Origin of the sequence: Streptomyces purpureus (genome assembly GCF_014648195.1) — a bacterium.
GTDB classification, from domain to species: Bacteria; Actinomycetota; Actinomycetes; order Streptomycetales; family Streptomycetaceae; genus Streptomyces; species Streptomyces purpureus.
In genome coordinates, this window is sequence record NZ_BMQQ01000033.1 from 41,674 (window position 1) to 58,356 (window position 16,683).

The 16,683-nt window shown below is 71.6% G+C and carries 13 protein-coding genes and 1 pseudogene; 11 read left to right on the top strand and 3 right to left on the bottom strand.

Going from position 1 to position 16,683, the window contains the following annotated elements; translation table 11 throughout:
- From IEZ01_RS29790 to sucD, 5 genes are all read left to right on the top strand, one after another.
- Nucleotides 1–850, top strand: an 850-nt coding sequence (locus IEZ01_RS29790) for an ATP-binding protein (RefSeq protein WP_229833286.1), incomplete at its 5' end; no start/stop codon positions are given.
- Nucleotides 847–3,207 (top strand): DUF5682 family protein, encoded by a 2,361-nt coding sequence (locus IEZ01_RS29795; protein ID WP_189204815.1) that lies wholly within the window; start codon nt 847–849, stop codon nt 3,205–3,207. The genes IEZ01_RS29790 and IEZ01_RS29795, both read left to right, overlap by 4 nt.
- Nucleotides 3,204–4,367 (top strand): VWA domain-containing protein, encoded by a 1,164-nt coding sequence (locus tag IEZ01_RS29800; protein WP_189204817.1) that lies wholly within the window; start codon nt 3,204–3,206, stop codon nt 4,365–4,367. The genes IEZ01_RS29795 and IEZ01_RS29800 overlap by 4 nt, the downstream gene beginning before the upstream one ends.
- A gap of 330 nt (nt 4,368–4,697) precedes the next feature.
- Nucleotides 4,698–5,876 carry an ADP-forming succinate--CoA ligase subunit beta gene (sucC, locus tag IEZ01_RS29805; protein ID WP_019888877.1) on the top strand — a complete coding sequence of 393 codons (1,179 nt, stop codon included), beginning with the start codon at nt 4,698–4,700 and terminating at the stop codon, nt 5,874–5,876.
- Nucleotides 5,877–5,897: 21 nt separating this feature from the next.
- A complete protein-coding gene (gene sucD, locus IEZ01_RS29810) occupies nt 5,898–6,782 on the top strand; it encodes a succinate--CoA ligase subunit alpha (RefSeq protein ID WP_019888878.1) in 885 nt (294 codons plus the stop codon).
- An 85-nt stretch (nt 6,783–6,867) separates the two neighbouring features.
- Here sucD and IEZ01_RS29815 read toward each other — a convergent pair whose 3' ends face one another.
- Nucleotides 6,868–8,181 (bottom strand): helix-turn-helix domain-containing protein, encoded by a 1,314-nt coding sequence (locus tag IEZ01_RS29815; RefSeq protein WP_189204819.1) that lies wholly within the window; start codon nt 8,179–8,181, stop codon nt 6,868–6,870.
- Nucleotides 8,182–8,297: 116 nt separating this feature from the next.
- On the opposite strand from IEZ01_RS29815, the gene IEZ01_RS29820 reads away from it, so the two are divergent.
- Entirely contained in the window at nt 8,298–9,977 is a 1,680-nt protein-coding gene (locus IEZ01_RS29820) for a cell division protein PerM (RefSeq protein WP_229833287.1), read from the top strand.
- A 34-nt stretch (nt 9,978–10,011) separates the two neighbouring features.
- Here IEZ01_RS29820 and IEZ01_RS29825 read toward each other — a convergent pair whose 3' ends face one another.
- Nucleotides 10,012–10,680 carry a hypothetical protein gene (locus IEZ01_RS29825; RefSeq protein WP_019888882.1) on the bottom strand — a complete coding sequence of 223 codons (669 nt, stop codon included), beginning with the start codon at nt 10,678–10,680 and terminating at the stop codon, nt 10,012–10,014.
- Nucleotides 10,681–10,949: 269 nt separating this feature from the next.
- Between IEZ01_RS29825 and purN the strand changes: the two genes are divergently transcribed.
- The 3 genes from purN to IEZ01_RS29840 all read left to right on the top strand — a co-directional run bounded on the left by purN (nt 10,950) and on the right by IEZ01_RS29840 (nt 14,426).
- Nucleotides 10,950–11,567, top strand: coding sequence for a phosphoribosylglycinamide formyltransferase (gene purN / locus IEZ01_RS29830; RefSeq protein WP_189204821.1), 618 nt, complete (start codon nt 10,950–10,952; stop codon nt 11,565–11,567).
- Entirely contained in the window at nt 11,554–13,107 is a 1,554-nt protein-coding gene (gene purH / locus IEZ01_RS29835; RefSeq protein WP_189204823.1) for a bifunctional phosphoribosylaminoimidazolecarboxamide formyltransferase/IMP cyclohydrolase, read from the top strand. Before purN ends, purH begins: the two co-directional genes overlap by 14 nt.
- Before the next feature lie 299 nt (nt 13,108–13,406).
- Entirely contained in the window at nt 13,407–14,426 is a 1,020-nt protein-coding gene (locus IEZ01_RS29840) for a hypothetical protein (protein ID WP_189204825.1), read from the top strand.
- 143 nt (nt 14,427–14,569) lie between these two features.
- Here IEZ01_RS29840 and IEZ01_RS29845 read toward each other — a convergent pair whose 3' ends face one another.
- On the bottom strand, nt 14,570–15,163 hold the full coding sequence (locus IEZ01_RS29845) for a hypothetical protein (RefSeq protein ID WP_189204827.1): 594 nt from the start codon (nt 15,161–15,163) through the stop codon (nt 14,570–14,572).
- 256 nt (nt 15,164–15,419) lie between these two features.
- On the opposite strand from IEZ01_RS29845, the gene IEZ01_RS29850 reads away from it, so the two are divergent.
- Nucleotides 15,420–16,283, top strand: a complete 864-nt coding sequence (locus tag IEZ01_RS29850; RefSeq protein WP_189204829.1) for a bifunctional methylenetetrahydrofolate dehydrogenase/methenyltetrahydrofolate cyclohydrolase — start codon at nt 15,420–15,422, stop codon at nt 16,281–16,283.
- Nucleotides 16,284–16,302: 19 nt separating this feature from the next.
- Nucleotides 16,303–16,683: pseudogene (locus IEZ01_RS29855) on the top strand (hypothetical protein); the annotation flags it as partial.

Below are 16,683 nucleotides of genomic sequence, written 5' to 3' on the forward strand. Positions count from 1 at the left end.
GCTCCTGCTCGGCGTGCCCGGCACCGCCAAGACCTGGGTCTCCGAGCACCTCGCCGCCGCCGTCAGCGGGGACTCCACCCTGCTCGTCCAGGGCACCGCCGGCACCCCCGAGGAAGCCATCCGCTACGGCTGGAACTACGCGCAGCTCCTCGCCCACGGCCCCAGCCGCGACGCCCTGGTGCCCAGCCCCGTCATGCGCGCCATGGCCGAGGGAATGACCGCGCGCGTCGAGGAACTCACCCGTATCCCCGCCGACGTGCAGGACACCCTGATCACGATCCTGTCCGAGAAGACGCTGCCCATCCCCGAGCTGGGCCAGGAGGTCCAGGCCGTCCGCGGCTTCAACCTGATCGCCACCGCCAACGACCGCGACCGCGGCGTCAACGACCTCTCCAGCGCACTGCGCCGCCGGTTCAACACCGTGGTCCTGCCCCTGCCCGCCACCCCCGACGCGGAGGTCGACATCGTCTCGCGCCGCGTCGACCAGCTCGGGCGCTCGCTCGACCTGCCGGCCGCACCCGAGGGCACCGACGAGATCCGCCGGGTCGTCACCGTCTTCCGCGAGCTGCGCGACGGCATCACCACCGACGGACGCACCAAGCTCAAGTCCCCTTCGGGGACGCTCTCCACGGCCGAGGCCATCTCCGTCGTCACCAACGGCCTCGCGCTCGCCGCCCACTTCGGCGACGGAGTCCTCCGGCCGGACGACGTCGCCGCCGGCATCCTCGGCGCCGTCGTCCGCGACCCCGCCGCCGACCGGGTCGTCTGGCAGGAGTACCTGGAGACGGTGGTCCGCGAACGCGACGGCTGGAAGGACTTCTACCGCGCCTGCCGCGAGGTGAGCGCATGACGGCCGCCCCCGACGGCCGCACCGGGCCCCTGATCCTCGGCGTCCGCCACCACGGGCCAGGCTCCGCCCGCGCGGTGCGCGCCGCGCTGGAGGACCGGCAGCCCGCCTGCGTCCTCGTCGAAGGCCCGCCCGAGGGCGACGCACTGCTGCCGCTCGCCGCCGACGAGGCGATGCGCCCGCCCGTCGCGCTCCTCGCCCACGCCGTGGGCGACCCGGGCCGGGCCGCGTTCTGGCCACTGGCCGACTTCTCCCCCGAATGGGTGGCGATCCGCTGGGCGCTCGACCACAAGGCCGCCGTACGGTTCATCGACCTGCCCGCCGCACACTCCCTCGCACTCGACCCCACCTGGGGCGACGGGGAAGGGGACGAGGTGGCCGACCAGGGCGTACGGATCGACCCGATCGGTGTCCTCGCCGAGACCGCCGGATACGACGATCCCGAACGCTGGTGGGAGGACGTGATCGAACACCGGGGCAGCGGTGACGCGGCCTCCCCCTTCGACGCGCTCGCCGAAGCCATGGGAGCCCTCCGCGAGGCCTACGGCCACGGCGGCCACCAGCGCGATCTCGTGCGCGAAGCCCATATGCGGATCCAACTGCGGGCCGCCCGCAAGGAGTTCGGCGACGAGGACGTCGCCGTGGTCTGTGGCGCCTGGCACGTGCCCGCGCTGACCGTGCGGACGGGGGTCACGGCGGACCGCGCCCTGCTCAAGGGCCTGCCCAAGGTCAAGGCCGAGACGACCTGGGTCCCCTGGACCCACCGCAGACTGGCCCGGCACTCCGGCTACGGCGCGGGCATCGACTCACCCGGCTGGTACGGCCACCTGTTCGCCGCCCCCGACCGCCCCGTCGAACGGTGGATGACCAAGGTCGCCGGCCTCCTGCGCGACGAGGACCGGCCCGTCTCCTCCGCCCATGTCATCGAGGCCGTACGGCTCGCCGAGACGCTCGCCACCATGCGTGGCCGGCCCCTCGCGGGGCTCGGCGAGACCCTCGACGCCGTACGGGCCGTGATGTGCGACGGCTCCGACGTCCCGCTCGACCTCGTCCGGGACCGGCTGATCATCGGGGACGTCCTGGGCGAAGTGCCCCCGGACGCCCCGGCCGTCCCGCTCCAGCGCGACCTGACCGGGCTCCAGCGCAGCCTCCGGCTGAAGCCGGAGGCCCTGGAGAAGGAGCTCGACCTCGATCTCCGCAAGGAGATGGACGCCGCCCGCAGCAGGCTGCTGCTCCGGCTTCGGCTGCTCGGCGTCGGCTGGGGCGAGCCGTCCGCCGGACGCGGCTCCACCGGCACCTTCCGGGAGAGCTGGCGTCTGCGCTGGGAGCCGGAACTCCATGTGAAGATCGCCGAAGCCGGGGCCTGGGGCACCACCGTGCTCTCCGCCGCCACCGCCAAGGCGGCATCCGACGCCGCCTCCGCGACCGCCCTCGCCGACATCACCGCCCTCGCCGAGCGCTGCCTGCTCGCCGAGCTCACCGAAGCGCTGCCGGTCGTGATGCGCGCCCTCGCAGACCTGGCCGCCCTCGACACCGACGTCGGGCACCTCGCCCAGGCCCTGCCCGCCCTGGCCCGCTCCCTGCGCTACGGCGACGTGCGGTCCACCGACACCGCCGCGCTCGGCGAGGTCGCCGCCGGTCTCGCCGAACGGATCTGTGTGGGACTGCCCCCCGCCTGCACCGGACTCGACACCGACGCGGCCGCCGAGATGCGCGGCCACCTGGAAGGCGTGCACACCGCCGTCGGACTCCTGCCGGACGGCGAAGGGCTCGCCGTCCGCTGGGGAGCCGTGCTGCGCGGGCTCGCCGGCCGGGACAGCGTCCCCGGGCTGATACGGGGCCGGGCGGCACGGCTGCTCCTCGACGACGGGCGCCTCGCCGAGGACGAGGCCGCCCGGCTCATGGGGCTCGCCCTCTCGCCCGGCACCCCGCCCGGCGAAGCCGCGGCCTGGATCGAAGGCTTCGTCGGCGGCGCCTCCGGCGGCGGGATGCTCCTGGTCCACGACGAGCGCCTGCTCGGCCTCGTCGACGCCTGGCTGACCGGCGTGCACGCGCACGCGTTCACCGACGTACTGCCGCTGCTGCGCCGCACCTTCTCGTCGTACGAGCCCGGGGTCCGCCGGACGCTGGGCGAGCTGGTCGCCCGCGGCCCGGCCGCCGGCGCGGGCTCCGCCCCTACGTCCGCCGGTGTGCCGGGCTTCGGGCCCGGCCTGGACGAGGAACGGGCCGACGGCGTCCTGCCGGTGCTGCGGCTGCTGCTCGACACGGATCCCGACACGGATCCCGACACGGATGACGACATGGATCTCGGCATGGATCCGGACATGGATGACGACGACCTGGTGGGGGTGGGCCGATGACCGGAGCGGACGAGCGGCTGCGGCGGTGGCGGCTGGTGCTCGGCGGGGGAGAGGCCGACGGCACGGGCTGCGGACTGTCCGGGACGGACGCGGCGATGGACGGCGCGCTGACCGCGCTCTACGGCGAGCGCCGCGGCGGCGCCGGGCAGGGCGGCCGGGACCGCTCCGCCGGGCTCGGCGCGTCCGCGCCGTCGGTGGCCCGCTGGCTCGGCGACATCCGTACGTACTTCCCCAGCTCCGTCGTACAGGTCATGCAGCGCGACGCCATCGACCGTCTCGGCCTGTCCGCCCTCCTGCTGGAGCCGGAGATGCTGGAGGCCGTCGAGGCGGACGTCCACCTCGTCGGCACGCTGCTGTCGCTCAACAAGGCCATGCCCGAGACGACCAAGGAGACCGCCCGGACGGTCGTCCGCAAGGTCGTCGAGGACCTGGAGAAGCGGCTCGCCACACGCACGCGTGCCACCCTCACCGGAGCCCTCGACCGGAGCGCCAAGGTCAGCAGACCGCGCCACCGGGACATCGACTGGGACCGCACGATCCGCGCGAACCTCAAGAACTACCTGCCCGAATACCACTCGGTCGTGCCCGAGCGGCTGATCGGATACGGGCGGGCCGCGCAGTCGGTGAAGAAGGACGTCGTCCTCTGCATCGACCAGTCGGGTTCGATGGCCGCCTCCCTCGTCTACGCCTCGGTGTTCGGCGCCGTCCTCGCCTCGATGCGCTCGATCGCCACCCGGCTCGTCGTCTTCGACACGGCCGTCGTCGACCTCACCGACCAGCTGGACGACCCGGTCGACGTGCTGTTCGGCACCCAGCTCGGCGGCGGCACGGACATCAACAGGGCGCTGGCCTACTGCCAGTCCCAGATCACCCGTCCCGCCGACACCGTCGTCGTCCTCATCAGTGACCTTTACGAAGGCGGCATACGCGACGAGATGCTGAAGCGGGTCGCGGCGATGAAGGCCTCGGGCGTCCAGTTCGTGGCGCTGCTCGCCCTCTCGGACGAAGGCGCCCCTGCCTACGACCGCGAGCACGCCGCCGCTCTCGCCGCTCTGGGCGCGCCCGCCTTCGCCTGCACCCCGGACCTCTTTCCCGAGGTGATGGCGGCGGCGATCGAGAAGCGGCCACTGCCGATTCCGGACCCGGCAACGCATCAGTAGGACGCGCCGCACGGCACGCTGCGAAATCCGCAACCGGGGCGGCACCGGACACCCCGGGGCGCGGATTCCGTACCACCTGCTGTGGCCGAGGTCACGCGGCCGTGGCGGCGTGGGAGCGCCGCCGTAGGCTTGGTCTGTGACAGGTATCACCGCTCAGGTGTGATCTGCGATTTAGGGACCTACGGCCCACGGGGATAACCTGCGAGACGGACATGCCGCGTCCACGGACACCGTGTACGCCTCCCTCAGTGACAGCGCAGTCACGTTGCCCTCCGCGGCACGCCCACGCAGACAACGAACCGCGATACCACTGAAAAGGGACGGACGCGCGTGGACCTGTTCGAGTACCAGGCGAGGGACCTCTTCGCCAAGCACGGTGTACCGGTGCTGGCCGGTGAAGTCATCGACACGCCTGAGGCGGCCCGCGAGGCGACCGAGCGGCTGGGCGGCAAGTCGGTCGTCAAGGCGCAGGTGAAGGTCGGCGGCCGTGGCAAGGCCGGCGGCGTCAAGCTCGCCTCCACCCCCGACGAGGCCGTCGCCCGCGCGACGGACATCCTCGGGATGGACATCAAGGGCCACACGGTCCACAAGGTGATGATCGCGGAGACTGCTCCGGAGATCCTTGAGGAGTACTACGTCTCGTACCTCCTCGACCGCACCAACCGCACCTTCCTCGCCATGGCGTCCGTCCAGGGCGGCATGGACATCGAGGAGGTCGCGGAGAAGACCCCCGAGGCCCTCGCCAAGGTCCCGGTCGACGCCGTCGAGGGCGTCAGCATCGAGAAGGCCCGCGAGATCGTCGCCCAGGCGAAGTTCCCGGCCGAGGTCGCCGAGCAGGTCGCCGAGGTCATGGTGACCCTGTGGAAGACCTTCGTCGCCGAGGACGCGCTCCTCGTCGAGGTCAACCCGCTCGCCAAGGTCGCCTCCGGCGACATCCTGGCCCTGGACGGCAAGGTGTCCCTGGACGCCAACGCCGAGTTCCGCCAGCCGGAGCACGAGGCGCTCGAGGACAAGGCCGCAGCCAACCCGCTCGAGGCTGCTGCCAAGGCCAAGGGTCTCAACTACGTCAAGCTCGACGGCCAGGTCGGCATCATCGGCAACGGCGCGGGTCTGGTCATGTCGACCCTCGACGTCGTCGCGTACGCCGGTGAGAACCACGGCGGCGTGAAGCCGGCCAACTTCCTGGACATCGGTGGCGGCGCCTCCGCCCAGGTGATGGCGAACGGCCTGGAGATCATCCTCGGCGACCCGGACGTCAAGTCCGTGTTCGTCAACGTCTTCGGTGGCATCACCGCCTGTGACGAGGTCGCCAACGGCATCGTGCAGGCCCTGGAGCTCCTGAAGAACAAGGGCGAAGAGGTCACCAAGCCGCTGGTCGTCCGTCTCGACGGCAACAACGCCGAGCTGGGTCGCAAGATCCTGTCGGACGCCAACCACCCGCTGGTGCAGCGCGTGGACACCATGGACGGCGCGGCCGACAAGGCCGCCGAGCTCGCGGCTGCGAAGTAAGGGACAGGGGAAACCACAGCCATGGCTATCTTCCTCAACAAGGACAGCAAGGTCATCGTCCAGGGCATGACCGGTGCCACGGGCATGAAGCACACCAAGCTCATGCTGGGTGACGGCACCAACATCGTCGGTGGTGTGAACCCGCGCAAGGCCGGCACCTCCGTCGACATCGACGGTCACGAGATCCCCGTCTTCGGCACGGTCGCCGAGGCCATGGAGAAGACCGGCGCCAACGTCTCGGTCCTCTTCGTGCCGCCGGCCTTCGCGAAGGCCGCGGTCGTCGAGGCCATCGACGCCGAGATCCCGCTGGCCGTCGTGATCACCGAGGGCATCGCCGTCCACGACTCCGCCGCCTTCTGGGCGTACGCGAAGTCGAAGGGCAACAAGACCCGGATCATCGGCCCGAACTGCCCGGGTCTGATCACCCCCGGCCAGTCCAACGCCGGCATCATCCCGGGCGACATCACCAAGCCCGGCCGCATCGGTCTCGTGTCCAAGTCCGGCACGCTGACCTACCAGATGATGTACGAGCTCCGTGACATCGGCTTCTCGTCCGCCGTCGGCATCGGTGGCGACCCGGTCATCGGTACGACGCACATCGACGCCCTCGCGGCGTTCGAGGCCGACCCCGACACCGACCTGATCGTCATGATCGGCGAGATCGGCGGCGACGCCGAGGAGCGTGCGGCCGACTTCATCAAGGCCAACGTCACCAAGCCGGTCGTCGGCTACGTCGCGGGCTTCACCGCCCCCGAGGGCAAGACCATGGGCCACGCCGGCGCCATCGTCTCCGGCTCCTCCGGCACCGCCCAGGCGAAGAAGGAGGCCCTCGAGGCCGCGGGCGTCAAGGTCGGCAAGACCCCGACCGAGACGGCCAAGCTGGCGCGCGAGATCCTCGCGGGCTGAGCTTCCTGACAGGTACGTGAGTGGGCCCGCACCCCGGGAGACCGGGGTGCGGGCCCACTCACGTATGCCGTACGGCTCCAAGGGGCTACTGGACGGCCGGGATCAGCCGTTCGGGCCCGTTCATCGGCTCGGAGCGGAGTTTCTCCCGCAGCTGCAGGTCCTCCCGGGTGAGCTGGGCAGGTCCGCTGCGGACCGGGATCCCGCCGACCGTCGCCCCCGGGGACAGCGGCGGTACATAGCGGGTGGGCGCGGTGGTCACGGTGAAGGCCGTCGCGCCGATGATCACGGTGGTCAGGACGATCGCGGCCCGCGTCCACATCCGCGTCCTGCGCTCACTGATGGTGCGTACCTTCCGGGGCGGCGCGATCGTCGCGGTCGGCGTCTCGGTCACCAGAGCCGTCAGCCGCCGCTGGAGCGCCTTGGCGTCACCGAGCTCCGGCAGCCGCTCGGCGACCGCCTCGCGCGCGTGGATCAGCCGGTTCGCGGCGGCGGGGGTGCTGGCTTCCGTCTCGGCCGCCGTGTCGGGCAGGTCCAGGCCGAGGCCGTCGTAGAGCAGCAGCGTGCGGCGGTAGGACGGCGGCAGGTCGAGCAGGGCCGCGAGCAGCTCCCGGCGGTCGGGGTCGGTGGGCGGGGCGTCGGGGTGCCGGAGGCTGCGACGGAAGCTGTGCCACGGGGACATGGCGTACTCGTGCGCGACCGCCCGCACCCAGCCCGCCGGGTCGCGGTCGACGGCGACTTCCGGCCAGCGCTGCCAGGCGAGATGGAACGCGTGCTCGACCGCCTCCCGGGAGAGCCTGCGGCGGCCGGTGAGCAGGAAAGCCTGGTGGGCGAGGCCGGGGGCGACATGCTCGTAGAGCGTGTCGAAGGCCTCCTCGGGGGTGAGCCGGGGCGCCTCGGGCAGTGGTGCGGCGGCCACCGGATCGGGTGCGGGCGGATGGGACGGCGGCGGGTGCTTTACGGGAGCGGGGCTGACGGTCGGGGACGCCGATGCCGGTCCGGCCTCGGCGGCCTCGTCGGCCGCGGGGGGCTTTTCCGCCGCCGGTACGGAGGGCTCTGTGGCCGGTTTCGTACGGTCAGGCTGCTGGTCGGGCCGCCGGTTGGGCCGCCGGTCCGGCTCAGGCTTCCGGTTGGGCTGCCGATCGGGATCAGGCGGCCGTTCCGAACCTTCCGTCCGCTCGGCCGGTTCGGCGGGGGCGTCCCTGAGGAGCCGCGCGTACAGCTCCAGCTTGCGGCCTTTGGGGGTGGACCGGCCGGTCTCCCAGGATCTGACCGTGGCACGGGTGACACCCATGGCCTCGGCCAGTTGTTCCTCGCTCAACGCCTTCGCCTCGCGCAGTCGACGGCGCTCCTTCGGGGAGGGCAGCGAGCGGGCGGAGGAGGAGGGACGGGTCCGGCTCATGGACGGCTCCCCATGGCGATGCACTGGGCGAAAAAGTACATAACCGTATATTGAGCGACACAACGGGTGTTTGCCTGTTACGGGAGAAAAGCGCGTGTCGTTGGCAGCATGTCCGCGTGAGCCAAGTGACCGAACAGAGCCCGCCGTTGTCCCCGAACCCCGTGGTGCAGGGCGGCCGTTCGGCCGCGCTGGCCGTGTCCTTCGTCCGTGGCGCCATCGCGGCCGGGCTCGGTCTCGGCGCGCTGGCCGTCGTCGCGACGGTGCTGTGGATCAGCTCGCCGTACCCCGACAGCGGCCCCGGCGAGGCCCTGCGCGCCGCCGCGGCCCTCTGGCTGCTCGCCCATGGCGTCACGCTCGTGAGGGCCGACACGCTCTCGGGCGCGCCGACGCCGCTCGGGATCGTTCCGCTGCTCCTGCTCGCCCTGCCGGTCTGGCTTGCCCACCGGGCCGCGCGGGACTCCCTGGACCCGGGCGAGGGGCGGCCCCGGCCGCCGACCGGCGGGGCGCTGCTGGCGGTATCCGGCGGCTATCTGCTGGTGGCCGCCGCGGCGGTGGCGTACGCGATGGGCGGGGCGCTCACCCCGGACCTTCCGGCGGCGGCGCTGAGGCTGCCCCTGGTGACCCTGGCGGCGGCCGCGACGGGCGTGTGGACCGCGCACGGCCGCCCCCAGGGGCCGCTGCCCGGCCGGATCCCCCACCGGCTGCGGGTCGGCCTGGCGCGGTCCTGGATGACGGCGGCGGTACGCGGCGCGGGTACCGCCCTCGCGACGCTGGTCGTGGGCGGTGCGCTGCTGGTCGCCGTCTCGCTGGTGTGGCACGCGAGCGGGACGCGGGCGTCGTTCGACTCCCTCGCCGCCGACTGGCCGGGGCGGGTGGCGGTGGCGCTGCTCTGTCTCGTCCTGCTCCCCAACGCGGCCATCTGGGCGGCCGCGTACGGCCTGGGGCCCGGCTTCGCGCTCGGAACGGGCGCGGTGGCGACCCCGCTGGGCCTTACCGGCACCCCGGCGCTGCCGGTCTTCCCGCTCCTCGCCGCCGCGCCCGGGCCAGGCCCGGACGGCTGGGCGCACTGGGCAGCCGTCGGCATCCCGGTCGCGGCGGGGCTGGTGCTCGCCCGCCGTACGGCCGCCGCTCCGGCGCGCAAGCTGCGCGAGACGGCGCTCGCCGCACTGCTGGGCGCTGTGCTGTGCGGCGCGGCAACGTCCCTGGCGGCGGCGCTTGCGGGCGGCCCGCTGGGCAGACAGAACCTCGCGTCCTTGGGCCCGGTGTGGTGGCAGACGGGAGCGGCGGCGACGGTGTGGACACTGGCCGTGGGCCTGCCCTGCGCGCTCTGCGTGCACGCCTGGCGCCGCCGGGGTCTGCGGCGGCGCCTCGCGGTTCCCACGCCGGTCCCCGCGCCCGCCCCGTCGCCTGGCGCGCCCCCGGTTCCGCCGTACGCCCCCACTTGCTCGCTGCCGCCCTACGCGCGGGCGTACGCCGCTCCGTTCGCCGCGCCTTTCGCCGGTCTGGGGGAGGAGAAGCTCACGGCGGAGGAGCTGGACCCCGCCTTCGAGCCGTACGACTGCCTGCCGGCCCAGTGGGAGGCGCCCCCGGAGCCGTCCGAGCCGCCCCAGGCCGGACCGCCGGCCAATGCTCCGCAGTTCCCGGCGCCGCCCGAGCCGCCCGAGCCGTCCGAGCCGCCCGAGCCGCCCGAGCCGCCACAGGCCGGGCCGCCGGCCAATGCCCCGGAGTTCCCGCCGCCGCCGGAGGAGCCCCCGCAGAAGCCCCCGGAGACGCGAGAACCCCCCGAGCTGCCTTGACTCTCTCCGCGAGCGCCCAGGTCGGTCTGGGCGTCTACTCCTGGACGCCGAAGACGTCCTGCAGCGGGTCGGGGAGCAGCTCGTTGCAGGAGAGCTGGCCGGTCTTGGTCAGGGCGTCGTCCACGCAGGTGTAGTAGTCGCGGTAGACCATGTGGACCGTGAAGCTCGCCGCCACGATGACGAGGGCGAGGCCCGCGGTGACCAGCCCGCTGATCGCGGCCGTGCGCTGCGGGCGGGCCGTCGCGGGCGCCCCGCCGGGCGGCGCGGGCGGGGTGGTGACCCCGGGGGCCGGCTGCTTCGGCTTGGCGCGCAGCGAGCTGGTGCCCCAGTAGAGGGCGAGCGCACCGAGCAGCAGCGCGATCTCGGAGAGGTCGAAGATCGCGAAGAAGAACGCCCACATGCCCGCGAGCAGCGCGTACCGCGCCCGCCGCTGGGCCGGGTCCGTCGGATCCCAGCGCAGGCCCGGCCCGTCGGGGTTGCCCCCGGGGCCCTGGTCCTGCCGCTCCGGACGGCGGCCGAAGCCGTCGGACGAGCGGCCCGGCTGGCGCGGGCTCCAGCGCCCACGGCCCTCGCCGGAGCCCTGGCGGGAGTCCTCTTCCTGCGGGCGCCGCGGCTGCCACGGCTGGTCCGGCTGCCCCTCCGGCGGAGGCGCGAACGGATTGTTGTCGTCCGTGGACTGGCGTTCCCGGCGTCGGTCCGGCATGTGGTGAACGTCTTCCCCTCAGACCCCGCGCAAACCCGGGTCTCGTGTCGTCGTGTCCGTCCGTACAGGAACGGCCCTGCCCCAGACGCTACCCCTCGGCCCTGCCCCCGTCCCGTGGGGGCCGTTCGGTGTGCCGGTATCGTTGCTGACGGTCGGGCCGTTCGTAGAGTTCCCCGTATCGAGGGGCTCGATTCGCTCGTACGAAAACACGAAACCCGACCGCGCACTGTCCGACCGCGCAACGTCGCCGTTTCACGGAAAGAGTTCACGTGGCCGCCGCCCGCCTTGTCGTCCTGGTCTCCGGGTCGGGTACCAATCTGCAGGCCCTCCTCGACGCCATCGCCGCCGACCCCGACGGGTACGGAGCCGAGATCGTCGCCGTCGGCGCCGACCGCGACGACATCGCCGGCCTGGAGCGCGCCGAGCGCGCCGGGCTGCCCACCTTCGTCCGCAAGGTGAAGGACCATGCGAGCCGCGAGGAGTGGGACCGCGCGCTGACCGAGGCGACCGCGGCGTACACGCCCGACCTCGTCATCTCGGCCGGCTTCATGAAGATCCTCGGGAAGGAATTCCTCGCCCGCTTCGGCGGCCGGATCGTCAACACGCACCCGGCCCTGCTGCCCAGTTTTCCCGGTGCCCGTGGAGTGCGGGACGCACTCGCGCACGGCGTGAAGGTCACCGGATGCACCGTCCACTTCGTCGACGACGGCGTCGACACCGGACCGATCATCGCGCAGGGCGTGGTCGAGGTACGGGACGAGGACGACGAAGCCGCTCTTCATGAGCGCATCAAGGAAGTCGAGCGCTCGCTGCTCGTCGAGGTCGTGGGGCGTCTGGCCCGGCACGGCTACCGCATTGAGGGACGAAAGGTTCATGTCGGTGAATAAGCCCATCCGTCGCGCGTTGATCAGTGTCTACGACAAGACAGGGCTGGAGGAGCTCGCCCAGGGGCTGCACGAGGCCGGCGTCGAGCTCGTGTCCACCGGATCCACTGCCGCGAAGATCGCCGCGGCCGGCGTCCCGGTCACCAAGGTCGAGGAGCTGACCGGCTTCCCCGAGTGCCTCGACGGCCGGGTCAAGACCCTTCACCCGCGCGTGCACGCCGGCATCCTCGCCGACCTGCGTCTCGACTCGCACCGCGAGCAGCTCGCCGAGCTGGGCGTGGAGCCCTTCGACCTGGTGGTCGTCAACCTCTACCCGTTCCGTGAGACCGTCGCCTCCGGCGCGACCCCGGACGAGTGCGTCGAGCAGATCGACATCGGCGGCCCGTCGATGGTCCGCGCCGCCGCCAAGAACCACCCGTCGGTTCTGGTCGTCACCGACCCGGACGCGTACGCCGCGGTCCTCCAGGCGGCCAAGGAGGGCGGCACCACGCTGGAGCTGCGCAAGCTGTTCGCCGCCAGGGCCTTCCAGCACACCGCCGCGTACGACGTGGCCGTCGCCTCCTGGTTCGCCGACGGCTACGCCGCCGCCGACGACAGTGGCTTCCCCGGCTTCCTCGGCGCCACCTACACGCGCGAGAACGTGCTGCGTTACGGCGAGAACCCGCACCAGGGCGCGGCGCTCTACGTCGACGGCACCGGCGGCCTCGCCGAGGCCGAGCAGCTGCACGGCAAGGAGATGTCGTACAACAACTACACGGACACCGACGCCGCGCGCCGGGCCGCGTACGACCACTCCGAGCCCTGCGTCGCGATCATCAAGCACGCCAACCCGTGCGGCATCGCGGTCGGCGCGGACGTCGCCGAGGCGCACCGCAAGGCGCACGCCTGCGACCCGCTGTCCGCGTTCGGCGGAGTGATCGCGGTCAACCGTCCGGTCTCCGTGGCGATGGCCGAGCAGGTCGCCGAGATCTTCACCGAGGTCATCGTGGCGCCCGGCTACGAGGACGGCGCGGTCGAGATCCTCGCCAAGAAGAAGAACATCCGCGTCCTGCGCGCCGAGGGCGCCCCGTCCGCCCCGGTCGAGGTCAAGCCGATCGACGGCGGCGCGCTGCTCCAGGTCACCGACCGCCTCCAGGCCGACGGCGACGACCCGGCGAACTGGACCCTGGCGACCGGCGAGGCCCTGTCCGCCGCCGAGCTCGCCGAGCTCGCCTTCGCCTGGCGGGCCTGTCGCGCGGTCAAGTCCAACGCGATCCTGCTCGCCAAGGACGGCGCCTCGGTCGGTGTCGGCATGGGCCAGGTCAACCGCGTCGACTCGGCGAAGCTGGCCGTGGAACGGGCGGGCGAGGAGCGGGCCCGCGGCGCGTACGCCGCCTCCGACGCGTTCTTCCCCTTCCCCGACGGTCTGGAGATCCTCACCGCGGCCGGGGTCAAGGCCGTGGTCCAGCCGGGCGGTTCGGTCCGCGACGAGCAGGTGGTCGAGGCGGCGAAGAAGGCGGGCGTGACGATGTACTTCACGGGGACGCGGCACTTCTTCCACTGACGCCACTGAGCAGGGCCAACGATCGGGGCGGTCTGCCGGTTCTCGCCGGCAGACCGCCCCGCCTCGTTGTGGGCTGCTGCGCCCGGGTCCTGCGGGTGCCATATCCCCCGTACCGAAAACCAGACAGGTAGCCAGTCGAATCGGTCACGCTCGACGGCACCCAATTCCCCAAGTAGATTTTTTGGTAAGGTGCGCAATTTTGGCCGGAAGGATTGAGTCCAATTCTTCGGAGGTTGTGAAGCTCAAATTAAGATCAATTTTGTTGCTTCCTCTTGTGGCTCCATGTGAAGGTTTCTTTCGTGATCACCCGGAGACTCTCGGTGGCGGGTGGTCGCGCAAAGGAAATGGGAGGAAAAATGAAGCAAATTCATCGATCTGCGGGCACGCTGGTTGCCGCTGTGGCCGCGGGGTCGCTGTTGCTCTTAGGGGCGCCTGCGGCTGCTGCTGGATCAAACGTCGCATATGAGGCCCAGCGGGCGGCGGAAATCGTGGAGAAGGCGACAGGTGCCAGCGATCTCCGGCCTGATTCAGTGGTGCTCGGTGGTGGCGGTAATTCCTTCGTCTCTTCCGCTGGGGACATCACCACGGTGAGAGTTCCCGCCGAGTCCGGCGGGCGCGTGGAGGCATTCGCCTCGGACGGTCGAGGGTTCGGCCTGGGGTTGCCGGAAACGGCGAGCGTTACGGGGGTCAAGGCGGGCGCGGGGACCGTCGTGTACCCGAACGCCGCAAAGGCCACCGATATCGCTGTCCAGCTCACCGCGGACGGATCGGCGAGGGCTCTCGTCACACTCAAGGACCGAACTGCCCCTAAGGAGCACCGGTTCGACCTGCGCCTTGCGGAAGGTATGGACCTTCAGCCGGGGGGTGACGGCGGGTACTTGGTCGTGAAGGAGGCGGCAGACGGTGTCGAGGTGGTCGGAAAGATCGACGCACCTTGGGCTAAGGATGCTCATGGGGACCCGATCGCCACTCATTACAAGGTCGATGGTGGTGCGCTGGTGCAGACCGTGGAGGTGAACGAGAGCACTGCTTTCCCGGTTGTCGCCGACCCCAAGGTTTCGTTTGGGCGGGGGATTTATTTGAAGTATTCGAAAGGTGAGGTGAAGAGCCTTCTCCCGAAGATTCGCTATCTCCCTGCGGGTAGCTCGGCTTGTGGAGCCTTCGGGACGGTCGGTGGAATGGTTTGCGGGGTTCTTTCTTACGGAGTTCTTAACAATATCAAGAATGTCTGGGAGTATGCTGCGGCTAACGGCCGGTGCATAGAGGTGAAGCTCACTTATGCTTCGGTTTACACGGGCATCAAGCACTACGCGTGCTGAGGTCGCTCCCTGAGGGAGTAAATCCCCAGCGCGGGCCGGCATGCTCTGATATGTGAGTATCGACGCCATCGGCGACGGGGAAGGCCGCAACACTCCGCGGGTGAGCGGGTGTTGCGGCCTTCCCTGGACTTGCGGGCGTCGACTCAGTAGCGCGGGCGCTGGAACCAAGCAGAGCTCTCGCTCTTGGCGAGGAAGACGATGACCAGGATGCCCAGCACGAGGCTGACGATGGCGAACAGGTTCGCCCCCAGCAGGCTGATCGCGCTGAACAGAGTGATCACGGCGCCGTACACGATGCCGGAGATGCGAAGGCCGTTGCCGCCCTTGGCCATCTTGGCGCCGGTCAGGATCCCCCACAGCCCGAAGCCGAGGACGATCACGCCGAAGGCGATCATGACGCCGGCGCCGATGGAAGCTGCGGCGTCGGCATCGGCGGAGCTGACACCCGACGAACCCGCGCTGTCCGAGATCATGTTGGCGAACCAAGCCGAGGCAACCATCATCAGTACGCCACCGAGTGCCTGCAGCCCGCCCAGGATGAGAAGCATCACGCGCGCCGCCTTCACGCCGCCCGGCATCTCCATGGCGCCGCCCGGGTAGCCACCGCCGTACGGCTGCTGGACCGGGGGAGCCTGCGGGTAGCCGTAGCCAGGCTGCTGGCCCTGGGGGTAGCCGTAGCCGGGCTGCTGCGGCTGCTGCTGCTGGCCGTAGGGGTTGTTCGGGTCGCCGAAGCTCATGGCTGGATTCCTCCGTGGGTTGTGCGGGGACGACGCGGCCCGCGCGGAGGATCTTTACAGAATTGAACGGTTTGCCCCCCGGCACTGCCCGCGGCACTGCGCCGCTCATCGTGGTCTTATCGTCGACTTTTTGTCCAGTCGATATGACGCGGTGTTGTGCAAGTGCAACCTCGCGTTCCGGCTGGGGGCGGGGCTGCTGTGCCGTCCGGTGACGGTGAATTGGAAGTAGGCAGGGGTCTTCCGGGAGTATGGGGGCATGAGCGCCCAGATTCTCGATGGCAAGGCCACCGCCGCCGCGATCAAGTCCGATCTGACCGCCCGTGTGGCGGACCTCAAGGCCAGGGGCGTCACGCCTGGGCTCGGGACGCTGCTCGTCGGTGAGGACGTCGGCAGCCAGAAGTACGTGGCGGGCAAGCACCGCGACTGCGCGCAGGTCGGCATCGCGTCGATCCAGCGTGAACTGCCCGCGTCCGCCACGCAGGAGGAGATCGAGGCGGTCGTCCGGGAGCTCAACGAGGACCCGCAGTGCACCGGTTACATCGTGCAGCTGCCCCTCCCCAAGGGCATCGACACCAACCGGGTCCTGGAGCTGATGGACCCGGCCAAGGACGCGGACGGGCTGCACCCGACCAACCTGGGCCGCCTGGTCATCGGCCAGACCGGGCCGCTGCCGTGCACCCCCGCGGGGATCGTGGCGCTGCTGCGCCGGCACGGTGTGGAGATCGCCGGGGCGCATGTGGTCGTGGTCGGGCGCGGCATCACGATCGGGCGGCCGATGCCGCTGCTGCTGACGCGCAAGTCGGAGAACGCGACCGTGACGCAGTGCCACACCGGTACGCGCGACCTCGCCGCGCATCTGCGGCAGGCGGACATCGTGGTCGCCGCGGCGGGCGTGCCGCACCTGATCAAGCCGGAGGACATCAAGCCGGGCGCGGCCGTGCTCGACGTCGGCGTCAGCCGCGACGAGAACGGCAAGATCGTCGGCGACGTCCACCCCGGCGTCGCGGAGGTGGCCGGCTGGGTCGCCCCCAACCCGGGCGGCGTGGGCCCGATGACCCGCGCGCAGCTCCTGGTCAACGTCGTCGAGGCGGCGGAGCGCGCGGCCGCCGCCGCGAGCTGAGTCGGAAAGGGTGCCCGTGATGGGCGTACGGCCGAACGAGGACCGCGACGACGCGCGGCCCGGCGCGGACACGGGCTCGGCGAAGCCGGGCGCGGACAGCCCGGCCGCGGCCGCGAGCGACGCGGCGCGCGACGATCACGCCGGCGCGGACGTGCCGGGCGGACCCGGCGACGGCGCTGCGTCGGGTGCGGTCGACGGTTCGGCCGCGGGCGCGAGCGACGCGCCCCGCGACGATCACGCCGACGCCGGCGCGCCGAACGAGCCTGACGCCGGCACCGGCGCCTCGGGCCGGGAGGGGTCGCCGGAGGCGGAAGAGCCGGGTGCGGTCGACGGTTCGGCCTTGGCCGAGGGCGGCGCGGCGCACCGCGAGGGCTCCGCCCCGCGCCATGGCGACGGCCCG

What these genes read in the sequence shown, in the direction of transcription:
- IEZ01_RS29795 (WP_189204815.1), top strand. Translation starts at nt 847, where the DNA reads ATGACGGCCGCCCCCGACGGCCGCACCGGGCCCCTGATCCTCGGCGTC.
- IEZ01_RS29800 (WP_189204817.1), top strand. Translation starts at nt 3,204, where the DNA reads ATGACCGGAGCGGACGAGCGGCTGCGGCGGTGGCGGCTGGTGCTCGGC.
- sucD (WP_019888878.1), top strand. Translation starts at nt 5,898, where the DNA reads ATGGCTATCTTCCTCAACAAGGACAGCAAGGTCATCGTCCAGGGCATG.
- IEZ01_RS29815 (WP_189204819.1), bottom strand. Translation starts at nt 8,181, where the DNA reads ATGAGCCGGACCCGTCCCTCCTCCTCCGCCCGCTCGCTGCCCTCCCCG.
- IEZ01_RS29825 (WP_019888882.1), bottom strand. Translation starts at nt 10,680, where the DNA reads ATGCCGGACCGACGCCGGGAACGCCAGTCCACGGACGACAACAATCCG.
- purH (WP_189204823.1), top strand. Translation starts at nt 11,554, where the DNA reads ATGTCGGTGAATAAGCCCATCCGTCGCGCGTTGATCAGTGTCTACGAC.
- IEZ01_RS29845 (WP_189204827.1), bottom strand. Translation starts at nt 15,163, where the DNA reads ATGAGCTTCGGCGACCCGAACAACCCCTACGGCCAGCAGCAGCAGCCG.
- IEZ01_RS29850 (WP_189204829.1), top strand. Translation starts at nt 15,420, where the DNA reads ATGAGCGCCCAGATTCTCGATGGCAAGGCCACCGCCGCCGCGATCAAG.